Below are 21,452 nucleotides of genomic sequence, written 5' to 3'. Positions count from 1 at the left end.
TTCAATGCCAAAGGGCGGATTGGTCTGAACTTGGCGTAGGCATAGCCCTCAGAACCTTACGTACTCACCCAGGAGGCAACCATGAAAAAGACAGCATCGGCAATCTGGCAAGGCGGCCTGAAAGACGGCAAGGGTCAGATTTCCACCGAGAGCGGCGCCCTCAAGAACAACCCCTACGGTTTCAATACCCGCTTCGAGAACCAGCCCGGCACCAACCCGGAAGAGCTGATTGGCGCAGCCCACGCCGGCTGCTTCTCGATGGCGCTGTCGATGATGCTGGGCGAGGCTGGCCTGACCCCAGAGCGCATCGATACCGAAGCCCAGGTGACCCTGGACAAGCAGGATGACGGCTTTGCCATCACCGCAGTGCACCTGGTGCTCAAGGCCAAGGTGCCGGGTGCCAGCGAAGAGCAGTTAAAGGAAATCGCCAACAAGGCCAAGGCCGGTTGCCCGGTATCCAAGGTGCTGAACGCCGATATCACCCTGGACGCGACCCTGCTGCAGTAGGCGGCGCAACGGCGGCGCTTTGCGGTAGTCTAACCAGCGTCGGCAGCGCCGCCTGCCTTTTCAGGAGCCGTTCCATGATCCGCGTAGCTTTCGCCGTACTGGCCTCGTTGCTGGCCACCTCTGCAATGGCGGCCCCCAAGCCATGCGAAGAACTCAAAGCCGAGATCGAAGCCAAGATCCAGGCGCGCGGGGTTGCGTCCTACACACTGGAAATCGTGCCCAACGCCGAAGCCACCGACCCCAGCATGATTGTCGGCAGCTGTGATAACGGCAGCAAAAAGATCGTTTACCAGAAAAACGATCAGTAACCCGCGCTAGCGGTTACGGAATGCAGAACACCTCGCTCGGCTCATTGACCACTACCTTGCGGCTGGCGTCGTACAGCAACACCTGCGGCTGCATGACCGGCGCGCGGGCCTCGAGGCGGTAGCGTTCGCCGGCCTTGAAGTCGTTGAAGCGTACGGTCAGGTAGCAGATGCGCTCGGTGGGGTCTGTGCTGAAACCACCGGCGTAGATTTCATAGTCGAAGCGCACCACCAGCTCATGCTTGCCGGGCGTTACCTGGAAGTAGCGGCCGTCGTTGAGCCGTTGGCCGTCCAGACGGTCGGCCATCAGCGTGCGGCCTGGGGTGATGGTGTACAGGTCGACCCAGGCCTTGCCGGGGTCCACAGGTGGCAAAGGGCTGGCGCAGGCCCCTAGCGCACTAAGGGCGATCAGCATCATGGGCTGGCGCATGGTCAAACTCCGCTCGCGTTGTACAGGGCTTAAGCATAGCGCCGTTCGCCGGCGTCAGGTGCGCTGGCAGCCTGCCGGTTCGCCTTCGCCGATCAGCTTGCGCTGTTGGTCGTAGAGTTTCACCCAGGGCCGAAAGCCGATGCTGCCGGCGTGCATCTGGTAGCGCTCGCCTGCATTGAAACCTTCGACGTTGACGTTGAGCTGGCAGTCGCGCCACAGCGGCTCCTGCACCGGGCCGATATTGCTGGGTGCCACGGCGAACTGGTAGCGCACGGTCAGCTCGTGGTTGCCGGGTTGGACTTCGAAGTAACGGCTGTCGGCCCAGTCGCGGTCGTCTACCTGCACGGCGTGCAGCGAGGCGCTGTCGGGCGTGGCGAGGTCGACCCACGCCTGGTTCGGGTCCGGGTCGGGCAAGGTGCTGCAGCCGGACAACAGCATCAGTGTGCTTATGGCAAACCGGGTACGCATGGCAAAGCTCCCCCTTGGCGAGATAGTCTTGAGGCTTCGGCCGACCAGCGAGACAGACCGCCTCGATGCATGAATTCTTTGTTTTCAAACGCTGCAGCCGACCGGCTCTCGACCGCGTTTTCACCCGCTTTGTTCCCCTGCTGCTTGGCGCCCTGCTCAGTGGTTGTTCAAGCCTTGGCTATTACGGCCAGCTGGCCGAGGGCCAATGGCAACTGTTACGTGCGCGCCAGCCGGTGCAACAGGTGATCGCGGACCCGGCTACCCCGCCGCAGCTGCGCGAGCACCTGCAGGTGGCGCAAAAGGCGCGGACGTTCGCCAGTGCGCAGCTGAAACTGCCCGACAACGGCAGTTACCGGGTGTACGCCGCGCTGGGCCGGCCTTATGTGGTGTGGAATGTGTTCGCCACGCCCGAGCTTTCGCTACAGCCGGTCACCCATTGCTTCCCGATTGCCGGCTGCGTGGCCTACCGCGGCTACTACCAGCAAGGCGCAGCCCGTGGTGCGGCGGCGCTGATGCGCGAGCAAGGGCTGGATGTGTACGTTGGCGGCGTGGAGGCGTACTCGACGCTGGGCTGGTTCGATGACCCGATTCTGTCGAGCATGCTCGGCTGGGGCGAGGAGCGGCTGGCGACGGTGATCTTCCATGAGCTGGCGCACCAGCGCTTTTATGTGCAGGACGATACCGAGTTCAACGAGTCGTTCGCCTCGTTCGTGGAGCAGGAAGGTACTCGGCAATGGCGCGCGTCCCGTGGGTTGCCGGCGGTCGAAGAAGACGGCGCAGCGCAGCGCGAGCAGTTTATCCGGCTGGTGCTGGCCAGCCGTGAGCGGTTGCAGGCGATTTATAGCGGGCCGCTGAATGATGCGGACAAGCGTGCGGCTAAGCAGGCCGAGTTCGAGCGCTTGCGCCGCGAGTATCGCCAGGTGCGCGACCGCGACTGGGCCGGAGATCGGCGTTTTGATGGCTGGATGTATGGGCCGCTGAACAACGCAAAATTGCTGCCGTTTGGGCTGTATGACCAGTGGGTTCCGGCGTTTTCGCAGCTATTTAGCGAGGTTGGCGGCGATTGGCCGCGTTTTTACCAGCGCGTCGAGGCGTTGGGCCAGCTGCCGGTTGCACAGCGCAAGGCCGAGTTGCAGCGGTTGACCCCATAAACCGAAGTAGCCTGTGTAGGAGCGGCCTTGTGTCGCGAAAGGGGTGCGAAGCGCCCCCGGCGTTCATGCATGAGGCGAAAATCCTGAGGCTGCCTTGCAGCCTTTCGCGACACAAGGCCGCTCCTACACCCGACCGCGTTGTTTTCAGGCCGTGAACGCTTGGTGCAGCTCGGCCAGGGTTTCGAAGTGGAAGGCGGGGGCTTCTGCCACTAGTTCCTCGCGGCTACCGAACCCGTAACCCACCGCCACCGCCTGCACGCCGTTGCTGCGGGCGCCGATCAGATCGTGTTTGCGGTCACCGATCATCAGCGTTTGCGCAGGGTCCAGCCCTTCTTCATCCAGCAGGTGGCGGATCAACTCGACCTTGTTGGTACGGGTGCCGTCCAGCTCGCTGCCGTAGATCACCTTGAAGTGCTTGTCGAACGCGAAATGCCGGGCAATCTCGCGGGCAAATTCCCACGGTTTGGAAGTGGCCACATACAGCGTGCGGCCTTGGCCTTGCAGTGCTTGCAGCAACTCGGGCACACCGTCGAACACGCGGTTTTCGTAAAGCCCGGTGACCTTGAAGCGCTCGCGGTAGAAATTCACCGCCTGCCAGGCCTTGGCCTCGTCGAAGGCGTAGAACTGCATGAACGCTTGCAGCAGCGGCGGGCCGATGAAGTGCTCAAGGCGGCTCAGGTCAGGCTCGTCGATACCGAGCTTGGCCAGCGCGTACTGGATCGAGCGGGTGATCCCCAGGCGCGGGTCGGTCAGGGTGCCGTCGAGGTCGAAGAGGATAGTCTGCTGATGCATGCGGTTCTCGGTGTCTGAAAAGGGGTGCACAAGCAACTACTGGTCGTAGCCTTCGGCCAGGTGCTGGTCTTTGAGCTTGACGTAGTTGCTGGCGCTGTAGGGGAAGAACGCCCGCTCCTGCTCGTTCAACGGGCGCATCTGCTTCACCGGGCTGCCCACATACAGGTAGCCGCTGGCCAGGCGTTTACCGGGTGGCACCAGGCTGCCGGCACCGATGATCACCTCGTCCTCAACGACGGCGCCATCCATGATGGTGCTGCCCATGCCTACCAGAATGCGGTTGCCCAAGGTGCAGCCATGCAGCATGACCTTGTGGCCGATGGTCACCTCGTCACCGATGATCAGCGCGAAGCCGTCCGGGTTGAACGGGCCGGCATGGGTGATGTGCAGCACGCTGCCATCCTGCACGCTGGTGCGCGCGCCGATGCGGATGCGGTTCATGTCGCCGCGCACCACGGTCAGCGGCCAGACCGAGCTGTCCTCGCCGATCTCGACATCGCCGATAACCACTGCCGAACGGTCGACAAAGGCGCGTGGTCCAACTTTTGGCGTGTGTTCCCGGAAAGTCCGGAGGGCCATGATAGTGTTCCTCTGCAATGCCGATAGGCAGGCTGCCTGCTGCGGTCGGCGTCGATTGTAATTAAGATGGTCCCGTGTTTCTCCTGCCAAGGTACCCGAACCGTGAGTGCGAACAACCCACTGCTGCAGTCCTATGATCTGCCGCCCTTCTCGGCCATCCGTGCCGAGCATGTGCTGCCGGCGATCGAGCAGATCCTTGCCGACAACCGCAAGGCCATCGCCGACATCCTTCAGGCCCAGGGCAAGCAACCGACCTGGGCCGGCCTGGTGCTGGCCATGGACGAGCTCAATGACCGCCTGGCGGCGGCCTGGAGCCCGGTCAGCCACCTCAATGCCGTGTGCAACAGCCCCGAGCTGCGCGAAGCCTACGAGTCGTGCTTGCCGGCGCTGAGCGCCTATTCCACCGAGCTTGGCCAGAACCGCGCGCTGTTCGAGGCCTACCAGGCCTTGGCCAACAGCCCGGAGGCTGCGAGCTTCGACGTGGCGCAAAAAACCATCCTCGACCACGCGCTGCGCGATTTCCGCCTGTCGGGTATCGACCTGCCGCCCGAGCAGCAACAACGCTACGCCGAGGTGCAAAGCACCCTCAGCGAGCTGGGCAGCCGCTTCTCCAACCAACTGCTCGACGCCACCCAGGCCTGGACCAAGCACGTCACCGACGAGGCGCAACTGGCTGGCCTGACCGATTCGGCCAAGGCACAGATGGCCGCCGCCGCGCAGGCCAAAGGCCTCGACGGCTGGCTGATCAGCCTTGAGTTCCCCAGCTACTACGCAGTCATGACCTACGCCAGCGACCGCGCGCTGCGCGAAGAGCTGTATGCCGCCTACTGCACCCGTGCTTCCGACCAAGGCCCCAACGCCGGCCAGTTCGACAACGGCCCGGTGATGGCGCAGATCCTCGACCTGCGCCAAGAGCTGGCTACCCTGCTCGGCTACGCCAACTTTGCCGAGCTGAGCCTGGCCACCAAAATGGCCGAGTCCAGCGACCAGGTACTGAGCTTCCTGCGTGACCTGGCCAAGCGCAGCAAGCCCTTCGCCGCTCGAGACCTGGAACAACTCAAGGCCTATGCCGCCGAACAGGGCACCGCAGAGCTGGCCAGCTGGGATGCCGGTTACTTCGGCGAAAAACTGCGCGAGCAGCGCTACAGCGTGTCGCAGGAAGCCCTGCGCGCCTACTTCCCCATCGACAAAGTGTTGTCAGGCCTGTTTGCCATCGTGCAACGCCTGTATGGCATCGAAATCGCCGAGCTGAAGGGCTTCGATGCCTGGCACCCCGACGTGCGCCTGTTCGAAATCAAGGAGCACGGCCAGCATATCGGGCGCTTCTTCTTCGACCTCTACGCGCGCGCCAACAAGCGTGGCGGCGCCTGGATGGACGGGGCCCGTGACCGCCGCCGCACTGCTGATGGCAGCCTGCAAAGCCCGGTGGCAAACCTTGTGTGCAACTTCACCCCAGCATCGCCTGGCAAGCCTGCGCTGCTGACCCATGATGAAGTCACCACGCTGTTCCACGAGTTCGGCCACGGCCTGCACCACCTGCTCACCCGCATCGAGCATGCCGGGGTATCCGGTATCAATGGCGTGGCGTGGGATGCCGTGGAGCTGCCGAGCCAGTTCATGGAAAACTGGTGCTGGGAGCCCGAAGGCCTGGCGTTGATTTCTGGCCACTACGAGACCGGCGCGCCGCTGCCCCAGGACCTGCTGGACAAGATGCTGGCTGCCAAGAACTTCCAGTCCGGCATGATGATGGTGCGCCAGCTGGAGTTCTCGTTGTTCGACTTCGAGCTGCACGCCACCCATGGCGACGGGCGCAGTGCCTTGCAGGTGCTCGAAGGGGTGCGCGACGAGGTGTCGGTCATGCGCCCGCCTGCCTACAACCGCTTCCCCAACAGCTTCGCGCACATTTTTGCGGGCGGCTATGCGGCGGGTTACTACAGCTACAAGTGGGCTGAAGTGCTGTCGGCCGATGCGTTCTCGCGCTTTGAAGAAGAAGGCGTGCTGAACGCCGAGACGGGCCGCGCCTTCCGCGAGGCTATTCTGGCCCGTGGCGGCTCGCGCGAGCCGATGGTGCTGTTCGTCGACTTCCGGGGCCGCGAGCCTTCCATTGATGCACTGCTGCGCCACTGCGGCCTGAGCGAAGGCGCGGCGGCATGAGCGAGGTTGCCGTGAGCAAGAGCAAAAGGCGTTTCATCGCCGGGGCCGTGTGCCCGGCGTGCAGCGAGATGGACAAGCTGATGATGTGGAACGAGGACGGCGTACCGCACCGCGAGTGCGTCGCCTGCGGGTTTACCGACACCCTGAATGAACAGGGTTTGTCGGTGCCCAAGGAGATCGGCACCCGGGTCAACCAGCTGGCGCCCAAACCTGCGCCGGCCAAGGTGCAGACGGTGCAGTTCTTCCCCAATCCGAAGCTGAAGAAGCCGGAGTGACCTAGGGCCAGCATGCAGCGACGCGGTCTGTGTGTAGGAGCGGCCTTGCGCCGCGAAAGGGTCGCGTAGCGGCCCCACGATCTCGGCATCATGCAATATCGCTGGGGCTGCTACGCAGCCCTTTCGCGACACAAGGCCGCTCCGACAAAGAGACCGCGCTGGGCCGCCTGACGGTACTGGCTTTCAACTTGAACCAGGATTACTGTATGTAAATACAGTAATTCGGGTTTTTTCTCATGACGCCTATCCGTGGCCGCGGCACAGCTACCAACCCGCACAACCGCTTCGCCTCCAGCGTTTCAGTGGCTGAGGACGACGGCTGGCATCAGGAAGCCCCGCTCACCCAGGGCACCGAGGTGCGCATCGAAACGGCTAAAACCGTCATCTCGCGCAACACCTCGCCCGACCTGCCCTTCGACCGCTCCATCAACCCCTATCGCGGCTGCGAACATGGTTGCATCTACTGCTACGCCCGCCCCAGCCACGCCTACTGGGACCTCTCCCCCGGCCTGGACTTCGAAACCAAGCTCATCGCCAAGACCAACGCCGCCGAAGTGCTCGCCCAGCAGTTGAGCAAGCCGGGTTACGTCTGTGCACCGATCAACTTGGGCGCCAACACCGACCCCTACCAGCCCATTGAGCGCGAGCAGCAGCTCAGCCGGCGCCTGCTCGAAGTGCTGCTGCGTTTTCGCCACCCGGTCACGGTGGTCACCAAAGGTGCGCTGATCTTGCGCGACCTCGACCTGCTGGCCGAGCTTGCCAGCCACCGTCTGGTTCGGGTGATGATCAGCCTGACCACCCTGGATGACGAACTCAAGCGCGTGCTCGAACCCCGCGCCGCCGCCCCCAAGGCGCGCCTGCGGGCGATCCGCGTGTTGCGCGAGGCCGGGGTGCCGGTGGGCGTGCTGTGTTCGCCCATGATCCCGATGATCAACGACAGCGAGCTTGAGCAACTGCTGCAGGCGGCCAAGGCTGCTGGCGCACAGAGCGCGGCCTACATGATGCTGCGCCTGCCGTTGGAGGTGGCGCCGCTGTTCGAGCAGTGGTTGCACGACCACTACCCACAGCGCGCCGCCCATGTGCTGAGCCTGATCCGCCAGAGCCGGGGCGGCGAGCTGTACGACAGCCGCTTCGGCACCCGCATGCGCGGCGAAGGGGTATTTGCCGAGCTGCTTGAGCAGCGCTTTCGCAAGGCGTCGCGAAGCCTTGGCTTCGAGGGGCGTGAAGCGCTGGCGCTGGACTGTTCGGCGTTTTGCCCGCCGGGGGAACAGATGGCGTTGTTCTGAGGGTGGCCTGTGTAGGAGCGGCCTTGTGCCGCGAAAGGGGTGCGGGAGCACCCCCAGGAGTTATGCACCACTGATATCTCCCGGGGCTGCTACGCAGCCCTTTGGCGGCACAAGGCCGCTCCTACAGAGAACGCGCAGAGACAATAGTGACGCAGCCCTCACGGTCTGGACCCACAGCCGCTCACCCTGTGGCAGTTACCGCCAGTTGGCTGCGAGCACCGGTTGCAAGGCCTGCGCGTGGGCCATATCGAAGTGGGTGAACGCAGGGTCTGCGGGTGCAAAGGCGGCCATGGCCTGGATCAGCGAGTCGGCATTGATACTCGCCAACTGCCGCACCGCCCCCGCACCGCCGTCCGCCAGGCCTTCACCTGGCTGCTGGAACCACAACTGCCCTGACAGCGCGGTTGCTGTTCCGCCCTCCGGGCTATTGGTGGTGTCGACAGGCTGCGCCTGGTCGGGCATGGCGAGGGCACTTCTGCGCTGGCGGTGCATCGGCGGCTCAGGCTGGCCGGTTTCGACCGGCAGGCGCTCGGTGGCAAAGATGAAGTCACCGGCATCGAGTTGAGCCACCTCCAGGGCGTCCAGATACAGCAGCTTCACCGGTTGCTCGGCGCCCCGCAGCACGGTTGTGCTCAGTTCCACACCGTGGATCTGCGCCACGCCGTTGATGGTGCTGCGGTTAAGCTTGGCAATGGCCAGATCCTCAAAACCGGTGACACCGACTTGGCTCAGGTCGATCTTGTCGACCCCATGGCGGAAGCCGCGCAGGGCATTGCTGTAATCCTTCGCATTGAGTTGGTGGCTGATCACGAAGCGGTCCGAGGTCGCGGTATCGTGGCTGTAGACCTTACCGGCCAAGGATGCGGCCAGCTTGCCATCGGCGCCAGGGCCCAGCGACACCCCTTCCCCACCGCCAGCCAGGACCACGACCCCAGCAACGCTACCCGGGTCTATAGGCGCCTGGTTACTGCGGGCGTAGTGCTCCGGCGCGACAAAGCGGTCTTGGAACTGGAAGCTCGCAGCGCTGAGGTTCTGTACTGACTGTTCGCTCAACTGGATGCTCTGGCCGCTGCCTAGCTCGATACGCACATCCGCGCCCTGCTGGCTGAGGTTGAGTTCGGCGAAAGTCTTGGCGCTGAAGCCAACCAGATTGATGCGCTCCCCTTTGGCGGGCTCGAAACGGTGCAGGGTGTCCTGACCGCCATCACGCCGATGAACCACAAACAAGTCGGCGCCACTGCCACCGGTGAGGCTGTTGATGCCGCGGCCACCGTTCAGCAGGGTGTCGGCGTTGCCGGCGACCAAGGTGTCGTTGCCGTCGCCGCTGATCAGGTTGTGCAGGCCGCCCGGGTTGGGCAGGCTCAGCGGCGCCCCGGCAATGCTGGCGATACCGGTATCCAACGCAATCTGCACATCCCCGCTGACCGCTGCCGCGTTGAGGGTGTTGCGCCCGCCGGCTGTGCCGCTGACGGCATCGTCCAACACGCCCCGAGCCGGCTGGTTGTTCAGCGAAGGGCGGTATTCGTCGGTATAGAAATAGCTGTCGTCGGCACTGGCCTTGCTGCCATTCACGCGCAGGGCCCAGTTATTGAGGGTTAGCGGCTGGCCATTGGTTGCGTCCTTGAGTTCCAGCGCCCAGGTACCCGCCGAACTTTCGCCGCGGTGGTGGGTGCTCATGAAGCTGTACTTGAACGCGCCGGAGTGGGGGTTGCCCACATCGGTGTCATCGCTGCCCGGCGCCTTGCCGGTACGGTCCAGCAGCACGCTGCGCACGCCAGCCGGTGACACCACGGCCATGGTGATATCGCCCAGGCGGCCGATATCGGCGTCAAAATCGACCTCCACATGCTCCACCAACACCCCGGCTTGCAGCTGCAGCTCGGCGCGCACACTGCCGCCCGCGGCCAATGTCTGCCCCAGCGGCCCGCTGCTGGCGGCCAGAACGCCTTCATCTTCGCCCGTACTGCGGGCCATCCAGCTTTCGGCCAGGCGCACCGCCGCGCGTGCATCCACTTGGCCAAAGCCATAGTCATGGCTGGCATGCATACCACCGCCGTTCCAGTTGCGTGCGCCGTTGTCGCCCCACTGGGTGGTGCTGTCGTTGATCCAACGGGCCGACAGCGCCAGAATTTGCTGGACGTCGCGGTAACCCAGGTTGGGGTTGGCTTCGAGCATCAGCGCGGCAACGCCTGAGACGATCGGCGCGGCAAAGCTGGTGCCCTGCATGCTGCTGTAGTCGTTGCCGAAGGTCGAGCCGCGGTCGGTTTCAAGCTGGCGGCTGGTCGAAAACACATTGCTGCCCGGCGCCGATACCAGCAGGCTTGCGCCGGGGTTGCTGAAGGGCGCGGAGCCGATGTTCAAGGTCGACAGGTCGCCCTGGGCGTTGATGGCGCCCACCTCGATCGAGAAGCGGTTGTTGTTGGTCAGTGAGCCTTGGGCAGTGCCGCCCTGCTCGCGCTCGTTGCCGCCGGCAGTGACGATTACCGTGCCCAGGCCGCCACGGCCGTTGTGCGCTGCATAGCGCGTGCTGGCCACAAGGGCGGTAGCGGTGTTGACGGCGCTGCCGGTGAGGTTGCTCAAGGCAAAGTCGTTCTTGAAGCCCCAGCTGTGGTTGGCGACGTCATGGTTGAGCATGTGGCCCAGCGCGCTGAGGTCGTTGCCCTTATTGGCCAGGTAGTAACCGCTGAGCGTCGCGCCATGGGCCACGCCGATGCCGCCCTGGTCGTTGCGCGCGGCAACCATCACCCCGGCGACCATGGTGGCGTGGTTGGACGCAAGCGCCGGCAGCACCCCCTTGTCACGCTGGGACTGAAGCCAGGCCGGGTCGACATTGGCGGCCAGGTCCGGGTGCTCGATATCAAAGATTTCCGGCGCCGTGGCAAATTCGCCTCCGGGCTCGAACATGCCGATGCGCACGCCCTTGCCGGTGTAGTCGCGCCACACGGGCAGCACGTTGCTGTCGCTCAGGTACCACTGCTGTGCAGCCTGCGGGTCGCCTGGCATGCCGGGGTCGAGCAGCGCCACACTGGCGCGCATGGGCGCGGCCTGGCCGCTGCTCAGGTCGACCACCGAGGCGGCCGGGTTGCCCTGGGCATCGACGATGGCGTACTTGAACCCCATCATGCCGGTGTAGCCGGCCTCGGGAGTAAACAGCACATCGCCCTGTTCGGTGAGGTTGACCGAGCCACCGCTGGCCTCACCCACGCTGTCGAGGCGCAAACCGCCCTGGCTGCCCAGCAGCAGGTCGTTGGCCACCAGGCTGGCAGCGGTAATCAGGTGGGCGCGGTTGCGATTGAAGGGGGTGCCCTCCCAGTCGCTGTGCAGCACATCTGCCACGGGCATGGCGTTGGGGGTTTGCAGGTCGACGGCCGAAATATTCGAGAAATTCAGCTTCTGGATGTTTTTCAGGCTGGCGGTACCGTCGCGGCCGGCCACCTTGTCAGCCACCTCATGGCCCTCGGCGGTGCGGGTGATGGTGTACTCGCCATGGGTGCCGTGCAGCGTCACCAGGTTCACCCCGCCGTCGCCGTCGATGGTCGCATTGCCGTGGCCCACCTCGATCACATCGTCGCTCGCCCCGCCAAAAATCCGGTCGGCGCCGCCGCCGGCGTGGATGATGCTGCCGCTTTCGGCGCCATAGATGGTGTCGCCGTTGGGGCCTGCATAGATCAACGCCTTGCCGCTGCCGCCGATGATGGTGTTGCGACCGCTGCCGCCCACCAGCACATCGGTGCCGCCCCCGCCGACCAGTATCGAATTGCCCGAGCCGCCCTTGAGAATCACCCCGTTGTGGCCGCCGCTGACCAGCTTGTCGTCACCGTCGCCGCCTTGGGCGACAGTCAGCCCGGCCTGTGCCAGGTTCAGCCTGACGCCTTGCTTGCCGACCACAATGGCCATGTCACGCCCGCCATTGCCGTGGATATTGGCCGGGTCGTCCGAAGCGCTGATCACGAACACATCGTCACCCGCGCCACCGTTATAAGTGTTGCTGCCGGCACCACCGGTCAGCCAACTGCCGGCTGCTTTGGCGATCAGCGTGTCGTCGCCGCTGCCTCCGTGCAGGTTGTCCACGCCAAGTGCCGTGGCATCCAGGGTTTCCCCGACCTCGCTCTGGCTGGCGAACACGCTGGTGGTGGTGGCGTTGGCGCCGTAGGTGGTCGAGGTCACGCGCACCCCGCTGCCCTCGGGGGTGACGGTGTTACTGACCTGCTCGCCAAGAAAGTCCACCGCCAACAGCTCCTGCTGCTGGCCATTGCGGGTAAACGAGCCGGTGGCGATCACCTTGTTGCCATCCCGGGTCTGCGGCTCGCTCGAGGCCGGGCGCACGCTGATCTGGGTGATACCCAGTTCGGCGAGGGTCTTCAATTCGCCGCCATCGACCTTGGCATCGTGGCTGGCGTCGACCCACACCCGCAGCCTGTTCCACACCGGGTCGTTGGCATCGATCACCCCGTCCTGATTGCCATCCTCGCTGCCCAGCGCGGCAAAACCGTCCTTGAAGCGCTTCTCGCCGGCCGCGCCACCCACCCCGGGCTTGCCGCCGTAGTACTCGGAGAACATCTGGCTGACGTTGGCAACCTGCCCACTGCCATCGTCAACCACCAGCATGCCCGTGCTGCGGTCGGCCCAGCCGCTGCGCTTGAGGGTGCCACTGTGGTCGGTGTCGAACAGCACGGCGTCGCGCAGGTCGGTCATGCGCACACCGTTGCCGGTGAGGTCCAGCAGCAAGGGGTCGACATAGGTGTTGATCTTCGCCTTGGTGGTCAGGTTGTTCACCGTCATCACGTTGTTCAGGCTGAAGTCCGGCTTTTGCGCCTCGGGCGCTGCGTAGAACGACGACAGATAACTGTTGGGCCGGGCATTCGGGTCGATCTGCACCTCGCCAGGGCGCACACCCCCCGTGGCCAGGCCGGCCATTTGCGAGGACGTGAAGTCGGTTTCGTTGAGAATGCCGCCGAGGGCGTAGACCGTGTCGGTGGGGGAACGCTTGATATAGCCGTTGCTCACGTCCAGCTGGGCTTGGCTTTCACCCTGGATTTTCTGTTGGGGTGTTGGGGCGGAAGTGACGTCGAGGTTTACCGGGCTGGTGCTCGCCGGCGGGGTTCGGATGTCGTTGGGGTTGAGCCACATGCAGACTTGGCCGTCTTTGGCTTGGTAGTAGTCGCCGTTTCGGGTCACGGTGTCCCGGACAATAGTGGCGCCTCGACTGTATAAAAGTTCTTTGAGCGGCTCGATGTTTCTTTGAGGGAGCAGGTTACCTTCGAAGTCTGTGATTTTGTAGCCTATCGTTTCCAAGGCTTTGAAGGTGAAGTCCACACAACTGTTGGTAAACACTCTGTATCGGGCGGCATCGAAATTCTGCAATTCTGGATGAGTGGAAAAATTCTTTAGATTGTTATATTGATCCTCTGTCAATTGTACGGTTGTTTCGTAAGCAGTTACCCTATAAGCAAGATCATCGTTGGTACTAACGCGCCCTTCACCAAAAGGTTCGCCATAGCGTGATGAAAAACCGTAGCTCTCGGGAGGATTGACCCCGTCACTAATGGAATACCACATGTGTCCCCCGGTTGAGGAAGTTACATCTCCTGCTTTATTGCCGCCCTTATCTTCCTGGTGTTCGTATGGAGCGCCTGCTTCAGCGACTTTAAATGTCACGGTAAATGTTTTTGTGGATGTCATTAGTTGCTCTCTGTGTTGTTTCAGTGTTTAGGATTGTGATAGCTGACTTCAACGTAACTCTCAATTCCGATAAATTCCTTTGAATCTGCAAGCGTTCTAAATTCAGCGGTGTAGTTCCCGGGTGGAAGTGTAAGGGCTCGAATGAGCCGCGCTACTACGTTGACCATTCGTTCTTCGTGCTGAAATACCTGGGCCCAACTTACGCCTTTGCTGGTTATGTCCTGATCCAAGATTTTTTCATTACCTCGATTGATCCTCAGATTTACAGTAATCGGGACTCCATCTCTGTAGGCGCTGCCGAGGATCTCGGTCTGCTTAGCATCTTCTTCAGGAGTTGGGGCTCTGGCAAATAACATTGCGAAGCTATAATCGCCTGTACTTGTTACTTTAAAATGAGTAATTACGGTCTCATTTGCTTTTGAAACATTAAATGGCTTGCGTATTGATACATGTGCAGAGCATGCAATTAAGAGCGTGGACGCCATCATTACGAGTATTGACATATTCTTGACTGAAGAGTGATGTTTGGCTCTATTCATTCTTGTACCCTGTCACTAGCTCTTGCTACCGTTGCATTAAACTTTTTCGAGATTTCTGGCTGTCTAATAGACTAATTCTAGACATGGATTAATCCCTTTTTACGATTGTTTTGTTCACGAATTTCATCACAAACTCGTCAGCTTCTGAGAAACCCAAAGAGCTTTTGAGGTACTGATAATTGATCACTATGCCCCCATACATTCTGCTAGCGACCCAAGTGTGGATGCGATTTCGAATAAACACGCGCGCGCCATCCTCGCCATTAAATGCGAAGAACTCTTCGTTCGGTGTTCGATAGATGTCAGTATTGTTTTCGGTTTTTAAATGAGTATTGTTGTCGATCAGTGGTCCGATTTTATAGCCGGCATCTGCGTAGTAAATGCGGACATCAATTTTAGGACCTCTCCACGAGGAATCCACTGCTTGACCCTGTGGATAGCTCAGGCGAATAGGAATAATTCTTCCGTCTATGTAGGCAATAGTGCTGCATTGGTCGTCCGGTAAGTTTAATTGGTAGGTGGTCTCATTTCGTTTGTCATATAAGGTGCATGCAAAGCTGTGGCTCGCCCATGTAAGAACTGGGGTTAGTACCATGGCAAGAAAAGTTTTCATTGCTCACCTATTTTATAATTCGCCGTAACTGGATGTTTACGGCAAGCTGCGCCTGGTTAATAAAGTTGTATCCGGCCTCCGTTTGTGGGGTCAGTGTTTAGGGTTGTAGTAGCTGAAGGAGACTTGAGTCTCTATGTTCCTAAGCGGCTGCAAATCGTCCAAGGTTCGCACTTCAACTAAATAATCCCCCGGGTCGAGCTCCATGATGCGAATCAGGCGAGCCGCAGTGTTTAACCTCCGTTTTTCATATTCGTAATTTTTGTACCAATACACGCCTACAGATTTTATATTTTGGTCATGCACCAGAGCGTTATCGCGATACACGCGAAGATTAAGGTCGACGGGGACGCCGTCGTTGTGCAAATCTCCTAGCAGAGTGTCCAGTACTTCGTTCTCATCAGGGTTTTTACTTCTGATGAACATGAGGGCAAACCTGTAATCGCCAGTGCTCCTAACTGAGAACTGTGCTCTGGCTATTTGATCCTTACGTGATACATCAATAGGTTTCCAGATCATCACGTGCTTCGAACAGGCCGCTAGTGTCAGGCCAGCCAGAAGTATTAGAAGTTGTAAGGCTGAATTTTTATACTGAAGGCTTATGCCGCTCATATTCATCCCTTTGATCGCTGCTAATTTTTAAGGTTATGGTCAGCGTGATAATTTGGGGGCCCTTATGTCTCGTGTAAACTATCCTGCACATGTTGTTGTAGTGGGCTGAGGCTGTACCAGGTCACTGCTCGTTTGCCTGTTCCGGTTTCTGCACTCATGGCGCTGCGAGGTAACATCGTTGCTGGCTGGCGCTGAATACTTATGCTCTCGGAGAAAGTAGCGCTAGGCATAGCTTATTCCTCGCCTGGGATTGCTTTGTTTACGAATTGCATCACGAAGTCGTCAGCACTTGGGAACTCCATAAGATCTTTTTGATACTGGTAGATAATCAGTATGCCTCTGTACATTCTTCTAGCGAGCCACGTGTGGCCAAGGTTTCTAACAAATACGCGCACGCCGTCCTTGCCGTTGAAAGCGAAGATGTCGTCTTGTGGTTCTCGATAGATGTCAATGTTGTTTTCGGTTCGTAGATAGGTGCTTTTATCGATTGATGCTTCGATGTTGTAAGTAGCATCTACGTAGTAAATGCGGAGGCTAATTTTTGGACCGCTCCAGGAGTAGCCTACTGCTTGACCTTGGGGATAGCTCAGACGAATAGGAATAATCCTTCCGTCCATGTACGTAATGGCACGGCATTGATCATCCGGTAAGTTTAATTGGTAAGTGGTCTTATTCCGCTCGTCGTTTAAAGTGCATGCAAAGCTGCTGCTCGCCCATGCAAGTGCTGAGGCCATTAATAGGTTAAGAAAGACTTTCATTGCTCACCTGCTCCTCAAGTTGGCCCCATCGATTATTTAGGGGCGGGATTCCCTCACCGCTCCCGCAAACTCTCCTGCACATGCTGTTGCAGCGGGCTCAGGAAGTAGCCGATCACTGTGCGTTGGCTTGTCCTGATTTCGGCACTCACGGCCATGCCGGGCATCAGCGGGACGGGCTGGCCGTTGACCTGCAAGTGATCACTGGCCAGGCGGATGCGGCTGCTGTACACCAGCCCACGGCGTGGGTCTTCGATGGCATCGCGTGACACGCTCATTACCTCGCCCTGCACGGTGCCGTAGCGGGTGTAGGTAAAGGTCTCGACCTTGATCGTCACCCGCTGCCCGGGGTGCACAAAGCCGACGTCCTTGTTCTGCAGCAGGGCCTCGACCTCCACGGGCTGGCCGGCGGGCACGATCACCATCAGCGCCTGGGCGGGGGTGACCACGCCGCCGACGGTATGCACGGCCAGCTGCTGGACGGTGCCGTCGACCGGGGCCAGGAGGCGCGTGCGGGCTTGCTGGTAGCGGGCCTTGGCCAGCGCCTGTTGCAGGCTGGCGACTTTCTGCCCGGCGGTTTGTTGCAGGTCGAGCAGGCTGCGCCGGGCCTGGGCCACCACGCCTTCGCGGCGGCGCCGGGCTTCGGCCTGGGCGGCGCTGGCTTGGCGCACGCTGGCTTGCTGCACCTTTAGCTGGCGCTCCATGTCGAGGCGGGCCTGATGCTTGTCGAGGTACTCGTGGCGGGCGACGTACTGCTCACCCAGCAGGTTCTGGTAGTCCTCGGCCAGTTGGGTGACGATCGGCAGGCTTTTGCGCAGGCTGGCGACTTGCGCCTGGGCGGCCTCGATTTCGGCAGCGCGGCGCTGGATCTCGGCGTCGGCCTGGTCGAGGTTGTTGCGAAACTCCTGGTACTGGCCGTGCAGCCAGCGTTCGGCGTCTTGTACCTGGCTTGCATCGGCGTCTTCGAGGCCGCCGTGCAGCCCCAGCGGGGCCTGGCCGCTGGCGATCGCCTGGAGCATGGCGCTGCTGCGCGCCACATCGATGCGCGCAGCCAGCAGTTCGCTTTCGCCCCGGCGCACATCGGCGCCCGCAGTGGTGGGGTCGAGTTCCAGCAGCAGCTCGCCGGCGCGCACGGGTTGCCCGTCGCTGACGTGAATGGCCTTGACCACCGCCGCTTCGCTGGGCTGGATCAGTTTGGTACGCCCGCTCGGCACCACCTTGCCGCTGGCCACCGCGACCACGTCGACCCGGCCAACGCAGGCCCACAGCAGGGCAATGGCGGCAAAGACCATGATGCTCCACAGAAACACCCGCGGTGCCGGGTGCGGCGGGGTTTCCTGCAGCTCCAGGGCGGCGGGCAGAAACTCGCTTTCATCGGCGCTACGTACGGGCGCGTCGAGGGCTTTGCGCTGGCGCCAGGCCTGCTGCCAGGTGTTGCGATAGCGCTGCCAAAGGGTATCAGGGCGGGTCATGGCTGCGCCTCGCTGGAGGGCGCCGGGGTGGCGCCGTGTTGCAAGCTGTACAGGCGGGCGTAGTGCCCGGTGGGTTGGGCGAGCAGTTCGGTATGGCTGCCCTGCTCGACGATCTGCCCGCGCTCCACCACCACGATGCGGTGGGCCTCACGCACGGCAGACAGGCGGTGGGCAATGATCAGCACCGTGCGGCCTTGGCAGATAGAGCGCATGTTCTGCTGGATGACCCGTTCGGACTCGTAGTCCAGCGCGCTGGTGGCTTCGTCGAAAATCAGGATGCGCGGGTTGCCGATCAGCGCCCGGGCGATGGCAATGCGCTGGCGCTGGCCGCCGGAGAGGGACGCGCCGTGTTCGCCGACCAGGGTGTCGTAGCCTTCGCCGAGCTCCACGATGAAGTCGTGGGCGCCGGCCAGTTGTGCCGCCTGCATGACGGTTTCGAGCGGCGTGCCGGGGTCGCTGAGGGCGATGTTTTCGCGGATGCTGCGGTTGAACAGCATGTTGTCCTGCTGCACCACGCCGATCTGCCGGCGCAGCGAGGCGGCGTCGGCCAGTGCCAGGTCCATGCCGTCCACCAGCACCCGCCCGCGCTCGGGCACGTACAGCCGTTGCAGCAGGCGGGTCAGGGTGCTCTTGCCGGAGCCGGAGCGGCCGACAATGCCGATTACCTCGCCCGCTGTTATGCACAGGCTGACCCCGCGCAGCACTTCAGAGCCGTCGGCGCGGTAGCGAAAATGCACCTGGTCGAATTCGATGGCGCCGTGCAGGGGCGGTAGCGCGCTGCGGGCCGAAGCGGACAGTTCAGTGCGGGTGTTGAGGATGTCGCCCAGGCGCTGCACCGACACGCCGGTCTGCTGGAAGCTGGTCCACAACTGCGCCAGGCGCATGATCGGCTGGGCGGCGCGCCCGGCGAGCATGTTGAAGGCAATCAGCTCGCCGACACTGAGCTGGCCGTCGATGACCAGCCGAGCGCCGAGCCACAAGGTGGCTACGGTGACCAGCTTGCCGATCAGGCCGACGCTTTCATTGGCCACGGTGGACAGGGTCTGGGTTTTGAACCCGGCGGCGACGTAGGCTGCCAGCTGGTTGTCCCAGCGCCGCAGCACCTGTGGCTCGACGGCCATCGACTTGAGCGTGTCGATGCCATTCACGGCCTCCACCAGAAACGCCTGGTTTTCGGCGCCGCGGTTGAAACTGTCCTGCAGGCGCTTGCGCAGTACCGGGGTAATCAGCAGCGAAACCAAGGCATACAGGGGCAGCGAGGCGACCACCACCAAGGTCAGCCAGCCGCTGTAGCAAAACATCACCACGATGAACACCACCGAGAACAGCACATCCATCACCAGGGTGATGGCGTTGCCGGTGAGGAAGTTGCGGATGTTTTCCAGCTCGCGCACGCGGGCCACCGAGTCGCCCACCCGGCGCGCCTGGAAGTAGGCCAGCGGCAGGTGGATCAGGTGGTGGAACAGGCGTGACCCCAGCTCGACGTCGATGCGGCTGGCGGTATGGGCGAAGACAAAGCTGCGCAGGCCACTGAGGGCGGTTTCGAACAGCATGATGCCGAGCATGCCGACGGCAATCACATCCAGCGTGGTCAGGCTTTGGTGCACCAGCACCTTGTCCATCACCACCTGGAACAGCAACGGCGTGAGCAGGGCGAATACCTGCAGCACGAAGGACACCAAGGCCACTTCGCCCAGCAATTTGCGGTGCTTGATGATGGCTGGGATGAACCAGGAGAAGTCGAAGCGCGACGGCTCGCCAGGCAGCGGCGCTTCGCTGCGTACCAGCAGTAGCTCGCCGGTCCAGCGCAGCGCCAGTGCGGCCAGGTCGATGACCTGCGGCCCTTCGCAACGCGGGTCCTGGATCAGTGCTTTGCCGCTGTCCAGGCGGGCGATGATGAAGTAGCCGCCGTCACGGTCGTGGGCAATGGCGGGCAGTGGCGTGTGGCCCAGGCGCTGTGCGTGGGTACTGACATGTCGGGCCTTGAGGCCGAGCTTGCGGGCCGCGAGCAGCAGTTGCGGGGTGCCGAAAGGTTGCTGGCCTTCGGCGAACTCGTGGGCCAGTTGTTCGCCACAAGCGGCCAGATTGTAAAAGCGGGCAAGCATGAGCATGCAGACCAGCCCGGTATCTGAAGTGGCAGTGCTTGGTTCATTCATGGGGCATCCGTGCAGGCCGGGGCCGGCCTCTAAATAGGCGGGAGGGTTGGAGCGTGGTGCCAGCGCCGAGGGCTAGCCGGTTGCGGGCGGTTGCGTTCGGCTGCCGGGGGGAAGGAAGTCGCGGTCGGGGTCGTAGTCGCCGCTCAGATGACGGGCGAGATGGATCAGGTCTTCCGGGGCCAGGCTGCCTGCGGCCTGCTTGAGCTTGAGTGAGTCGACGATGTAGTCGTAGCGGGCGTCGTTGTACTCGCGCACCGCCCGGTACAGCTGGCGTTCGGCATTGAGCACGTCGGCGGTGTTGCGCGAACCGAGCGCCAGGCCCATCTGGTTGGCCTTCAGCGAGGCGTGGCTTGAGCGAATACTCTGCTGGCGGGCGGCGACCTGCTGCACATGGGCGCTGACGGCGCGGTGCAGGTTGCGGGTTTGCAGCACCACTTCACGGCGGCGGTTTTCGTGTTCGTCTTCGCTCTGTGCCAGGCGCTGGCTGGCTTCACGCACTTGCGAGCGGGCCAGGCCGCCGCTAAACAGCGGGATGTTCAGCTCCAGGCCCAGAGTGGCCTGGGCCATGCGGCCGCGGTAGCCGTTGCTGCCGAAGTCGGTGGGGTTGCTGTAGCCGAAGCGGTCGTTGTCGCCCTGACGGTAGCTGGCGATGGCATCCAGGGTGGGCGCATGGCCGGCCTGGCGCTGGCGACGGGTGTGTGCTGCAACCTCGACGGCGTGGCTGCTGGCCAGCAGCGAGAGGTTGCCCTGCACGGCCTGGTTGACCCAGGTGGTGGCATCGGCCGGTGTCGGCGGCTGCACCGGCAGCGGGTGGGCAAAGCCTGCGATGCGCGAATAGCCCTGCTGGGTGAGGCGGTTGAGGGCTTCGAAGGCATCGGCGACGTTACGTTGCGCCACGTTGTGATTGGCGCTGGCAGTGTCGTAGGCAGCCTGGGCGTCCAGCACGTCGGTGAGGTTGGCAGCGCCGTTGGCAAGCCGGCCCTGCGCCTGTTGCTGTTGGCGCTTGAGCGCACGGGCCTCTGCGGTGGCGGCCGCCAGCGCATCGAGTGCGCGAAGTGTGGCGAAGTAGGCCTGCGCCGCTTGCAGGATCAGCGCCTGTTCCTTGGCCGCCAGCTCCAGGCTGGCCTGGGCTGCCCCGGCTTGGGCGGCTTTGAGGGCGTGCCAGCGGTCCAGGCGCAGCAGCGGTTGGTTGAGGCTGGCCTGGTAGACGCTGCCGCCGCGGGTGCGGGCAAACGCGGGTTCGTCGCGCTGCAGGCGGGTGGTTTCGAAGCTGGCGCCGGCGCTGAGGCTGGGCAGCAGGCCGGCCCGTGCTTGCGGCACGCGCTCCTGCAACGCCTGGAATTGGTGGCGGGCGGCGCTCAGGTGGGCATCCTGCCCGGCCGCCTGGTGATAGACAGCCAGCAGGTCCGCACGCGAGGGGTCGGCGAGCAACAGCGGGCTGTGGATCAGGCCGGCGGCAACAAAGGCATGGAGCGCAAGGGCGTGGAGGGACATGGCGATCTATCCGACTTCCAAGACAAGGGAAATCCATCCTACTTTGCTGAAATATCCCCGATAAATCGGAAGAATACCCCGCACGTTGTCGGAAGATTCGCCTAGTGAAGGTCGCATTGTTCCCATCCCGGATCGGAAACCTTCCCTCTGCCAACCTAGGTCGCAATGCCGCTCATGCAAGCAAC

At 62.3% G+C, this 21,452-nt stretch carries 18 protein-coding genes; 6 read left to right on the top strand and 12 right to left on the bottom strand.

Translation table 11 applies throughout. The annotated features are described in order from the left end of the window. Positions 1-81 precede the first annotated feature (81 nt). Together HU720_RS09060 and HU720_RS09055 are read left to right on the top strand one after the other, a co-directional pair. Positions 82-507 carry an OsmC family protein gene (locus tag HU720_RS09060; protein ID WP_186519313.1) on the top strand — a complete coding sequence of 142 codons (426 nt, stop codon included), beginning with the start codon at positions 82-84 and terminating at the stop codon, positions 505-507. Positions 508-581: 74 nt separating this feature from the next. Further along, positions 582-815 carry a DUF1161 domain-containing protein gene (locus HU720_RS09055; protein ID WP_186519310.1) on the top strand — a complete coding sequence of 78 codons (234 nt, stop codon included), beginning with the start codon at positions 582-584 and terminating at the stop codon, positions 813-815. Between the two features lie 13 nt (positions 816-828). Here HU720_RS09055 and HU720_RS09050 read toward each other — a convergent pair whose 3' ends face one another. Both HU720_RS09050 and HU720_RS09045 read right to left on the bottom strand, forming a co-directional pair. After that, positions 829-1,242, bottom strand: coding sequence for a hypothetical protein (locus HU720_RS09050; RefSeq protein WP_186519308.1), 414 nt, complete (start codon positions 1,240-1,242; stop codon positions 829-831). Between the two features lie 54 nt (positions 1,243-1,296). Beyond that, positions 1,297-1,710, bottom strand: coding sequence for a hypothetical protein (locus tag HU720_RS09045; protein ID WP_186519306.1), 414 nt, complete (start codon positions 1,708-1,710; stop codon positions 1,297-1,299). 65 nt (positions 1,711-1,775) lie between these two features. On the opposite strand from HU720_RS09045, the gene HU720_RS09040 reads away from it, so the two are divergent. Beyond that, positions 1,776-2,861 (top strand): aminopeptidase, encoded by a 1,086-nt coding sequence (locus HU720_RS09040; protein WP_186519304.1) that lies wholly within the window; start codon positions 1,776-1,778, stop codon positions 2,859-2,861. Positions 2,862-3,005: 144 nt separating this feature from the next. Here the strand turns inward: HU720_RS09040 and HU720_RS09035 are convergent, their stop codons facing one another. After that, the gene (locus HU720_RS09035; protein WP_186519302.1) at positions 3,006-3,653 is read right to left on the bottom strand and encodes an HAD family hydrolase; all 648 of its coding nucleotides are present in this window, start codon (positions 3,651-3,653) and stop codon (positions 3,006-3,008) included. Between the two features lie 36 nt (positions 3,654-3,689). Further along, positions 3,690-4,232, bottom strand: a complete 543-nt coding sequence (locus HU720_RS09030) for a gamma carbonic anhydrase family protein (protein ID WP_186519300.1) — start codon at positions 4,230-4,232, stop codon at positions 3,690-3,692. A gap of 102 nt (positions 4,233-4,334) precedes the next feature. Between HU720_RS09030 and prlC the strand changes: the two genes are divergently transcribed. The 3 genes from prlC (at position 4,335) to HU720_RS09015 (ending at position 7,947) form a co-directional block, all read left to right on the top strand. Continuing rightward, positions 4,335-6,386, top strand: a complete 2,052-nt coding sequence (gene prlC, locus HU720_RS09025) for an oligopeptidase A (RefSeq protein ID WP_346656569.1) — start codon at positions 4,335-4,337, stop codon at positions 6,384-6,386. Beyond that, positions 6,383-6,661 carry a YheV family putative zinc ribbon protein gene (locus HU720_RS09020; protein WP_186519296.1) on the top strand — a complete coding sequence of 93 codons (279 nt, stop codon included), beginning with the start codon at positions 6,383-6,385 and terminating at the stop codon, positions 6,659-6,661. The genes prlC and HU720_RS09020 overlap by 4 nt, the downstream gene beginning before the upstream one ends. A gap of 236 nt (positions 6,662-6,897) precedes the next feature. After that, entirely contained in the window at positions 6,898-7,947 is a 1,050-nt protein-coding gene (locus HU720_RS09015) for a PA0069 family radical SAM protein (RefSeq protein WP_186519294.1), read from the top strand. A gap of 195 nt (positions 7,948-8,142) precedes the next feature. Here HU720_RS09015 and HU720_RS09010 read toward each other — a convergent pair whose 3' ends face one another. The 8 genes from HU720_RS09010 to HU720_RS08975 form a co-directional block, all read right to left on the bottom strand. Beyond that, positions 8,143-13,125: a S8 family serine peptidase gene (locus HU720_RS09010; RefSeq protein ID WP_346656568.1), complete on the bottom strand. Its 4,983-nt coding sequence runs from the start codon at positions 13,123-13,125 to the stop codon at positions 8,143-8,145. A gap of 524 nt (positions 13,126-13,649) precedes the next feature. Beyond that, positions 13,650-14,168, bottom strand: coding sequence for a DUF5625 family protein (locus HU720_RS09005; RefSeq protein ID WP_186519289.1), 519 nt, complete (start codon positions 14,166-14,168; stop codon positions 13,650-13,652). 88 nt (positions 14,169-14,256) lie between these two features. Next, positions 14,257-14,781 carry a hypothetical protein gene (locus HU720_RS09000; protein ID WP_186519287.1) on the bottom strand — a complete coding sequence of 175 codons (525 nt, stop codon included), beginning with the start codon at positions 14,779-14,781 and terminating at the stop codon, positions 14,257-14,259. 90 nt (positions 14,782-14,871) lie between these two features. Then, positions 14,872-15,297 (bottom strand): DUF5625 family protein, encoded by a 426-nt coding sequence (locus HU720_RS08995; RefSeq protein WP_238337663.1) that lies wholly within the window; start codon positions 15,295-15,297, stop codon positions 14,872-14,874. A 326-nt stretch (positions 15,298-15,623) separates the two neighbouring features. Next, the gene (locus tag HU720_RS08990) at positions 15,624-16,148 is read right to left on the bottom strand and encodes a hypothetical protein (RefSeq protein ID WP_186519283.1); all 525 of its coding nucleotides are present in this window, start codon (positions 16,146-16,148) and stop codon (positions 15,624-15,626) included. 53 nt (positions 16,149-16,201) lie between these two features. Next, positions 16,202-17,617 (bottom strand): HlyD family type I secretion periplasmic adaptor subunit, encoded by a 1,416-nt coding sequence (locus HU720_RS08985; RefSeq protein WP_186519281.1) that lies wholly within the window; start codon positions 17,615-17,617, stop codon positions 16,202-16,204. Further along, positions 17,614-19,773, bottom strand: coding sequence for a type I secretion system permease/ATPase (locus HU720_RS08980; RefSeq protein WP_186519279.1), 2,160 nt, complete (start codon positions 19,771-19,773; stop codon positions 17,614-17,616). Before HU720_RS08980 ends, HU720_RS08985 begins: the two co-directional genes overlap by 4 nt. Positions 19,774-19,845: 72 nt before the next feature. Then, entirely contained in the window at positions 19,846-21,267 is a 1,422-nt protein-coding gene (locus tag HU720_RS08975; RefSeq protein WP_186519277.1) for a TolC family outer membrane protein, read from the bottom strand. Positions 21,268-21,452: the final 185 nt, after the last annotated feature.

This window comes from Pseudomonas sp. SWRI51 (assembly GCF_014268825.1).
In the GTDB taxonomy this organism is placed as follows: domain Bacteria; phylum Pseudomonadota; class Gammaproteobacteria; order Pseudomonadales; family Pseudomonadaceae; genus Aquipseudomonas; species Aquipseudomonas farsensis.
The sequence above is the reverse complement of the archived record's forward strand: the minus strand, read 5'-3'. Positions and strand labels throughout refer to the sequence as shown.

Bases quoted from the DNA above. Each gene is read 5' to 3' on its own strand.
- HU720_RS09050 (WP_186519308.1), bottom strand. From the start codon at position 1,242: ATGCGCCAGCCCATGATGCTGATCGCCCTTAGTGCGCTAGGGGCCTGC.
- HU720_RS09005 (WP_186519289.1), bottom strand. From the start codon at position 14,168: ATGAATAGAGCCAAACATCACTCTTCAGTCAAGAATATGTCAATACTC.
- HU720_RS09015 (WP_186519294.1), top strand. From the start codon at position 6,898: ATGACGCCTATCCGTGGCCGCGGCACAGCTACCAACCCGCACAACCGC.
- HU720_RS09035 (WP_186519302.1), bottom strand. From the start codon at position 3,653: ATGCATCAGCAGACTATCCTCTTCGACCTCGACGGCACCCTGACCGAC.
- HU720_RS09055 (WP_186519310.1), top strand. From the start codon at position 582: ATGATCCGCGTAGCTTTCGCCGTACTGGCCTCGTTGCTGGCCACCTCT.
- HU720_RS09060 (WP_186519313.1), top strand. From the start codon at position 82: ATGAAAAAGACAGCATCGGCAATCTGGCAAGGCGGCCTGAAAGACGGC.
- HU720_RS08985 (WP_186519281.1), bottom strand. From the start codon at position 17,617: ATGACCCGCCCTGATACCCTTTGGCAGCGCTATCGCAACACCTGGCAG.
- HU720_RS09020 (WP_186519296.1), top strand. From the start codon at position 6,383: ATGAGCGAGGTTGCCGTGAGCAAGAGCAAAAGGCGTTTCATCGCCGGG.
- HU720_RS09040 (WP_186519304.1), top strand. From the start codon at position 1,776: ATGCATGAATTCTTTGTTTTCAAACGCTGCAGCCGACCGGCTCTCGAC.
- HU720_RS09000 (WP_186519287.1), bottom strand. From the start codon at position 14,781: ATGAAAACTTTTCTTGCCATGGTACTAACCCCAGTTCTTACATGGGCG.
- HU720_RS08995 (WP_238337663.1), bottom strand. From the start codon at position 15,297: ATGATCTGGAAACCTATTGATGTATCACGTAAGGATCAAATAGCCAGA.
- HU720_RS08975 (WP_186519277.1), bottom strand. From the start codon at position 21,267: ATGTCCCTCCACGCCCTTGCGCTCCATGCCTTTGTTGCCGCCGGCCTG.
- HU720_RS09045 (WP_186519306.1), bottom strand. From the start codon at position 1,710: ATGCGTACCCGGTTTGCCATAAGCACACTGATGCTGTTGTCCGGCTGC.
- HU720_RS09030 (WP_186519300.1), bottom strand. From the start codon at position 4,232: ATGGCCCTCCGGACTTTCCGGGAACACACGCCAAAAGTTGGACCACGC.
- HU720_RS08980 (WP_186519279.1), bottom strand. From the start codon at position 19,773: ATGAATGAACCAAGCACTGCCACTTCAGATACCGGGCTGGTCTGCATG.
- HU720_RS08990 (WP_186519283.1), bottom strand. From the start codon at position 16,148: ATGAAAGTCTTTCTTAACCTATTAATGGCCTCAGCACTTGCATGGGCG.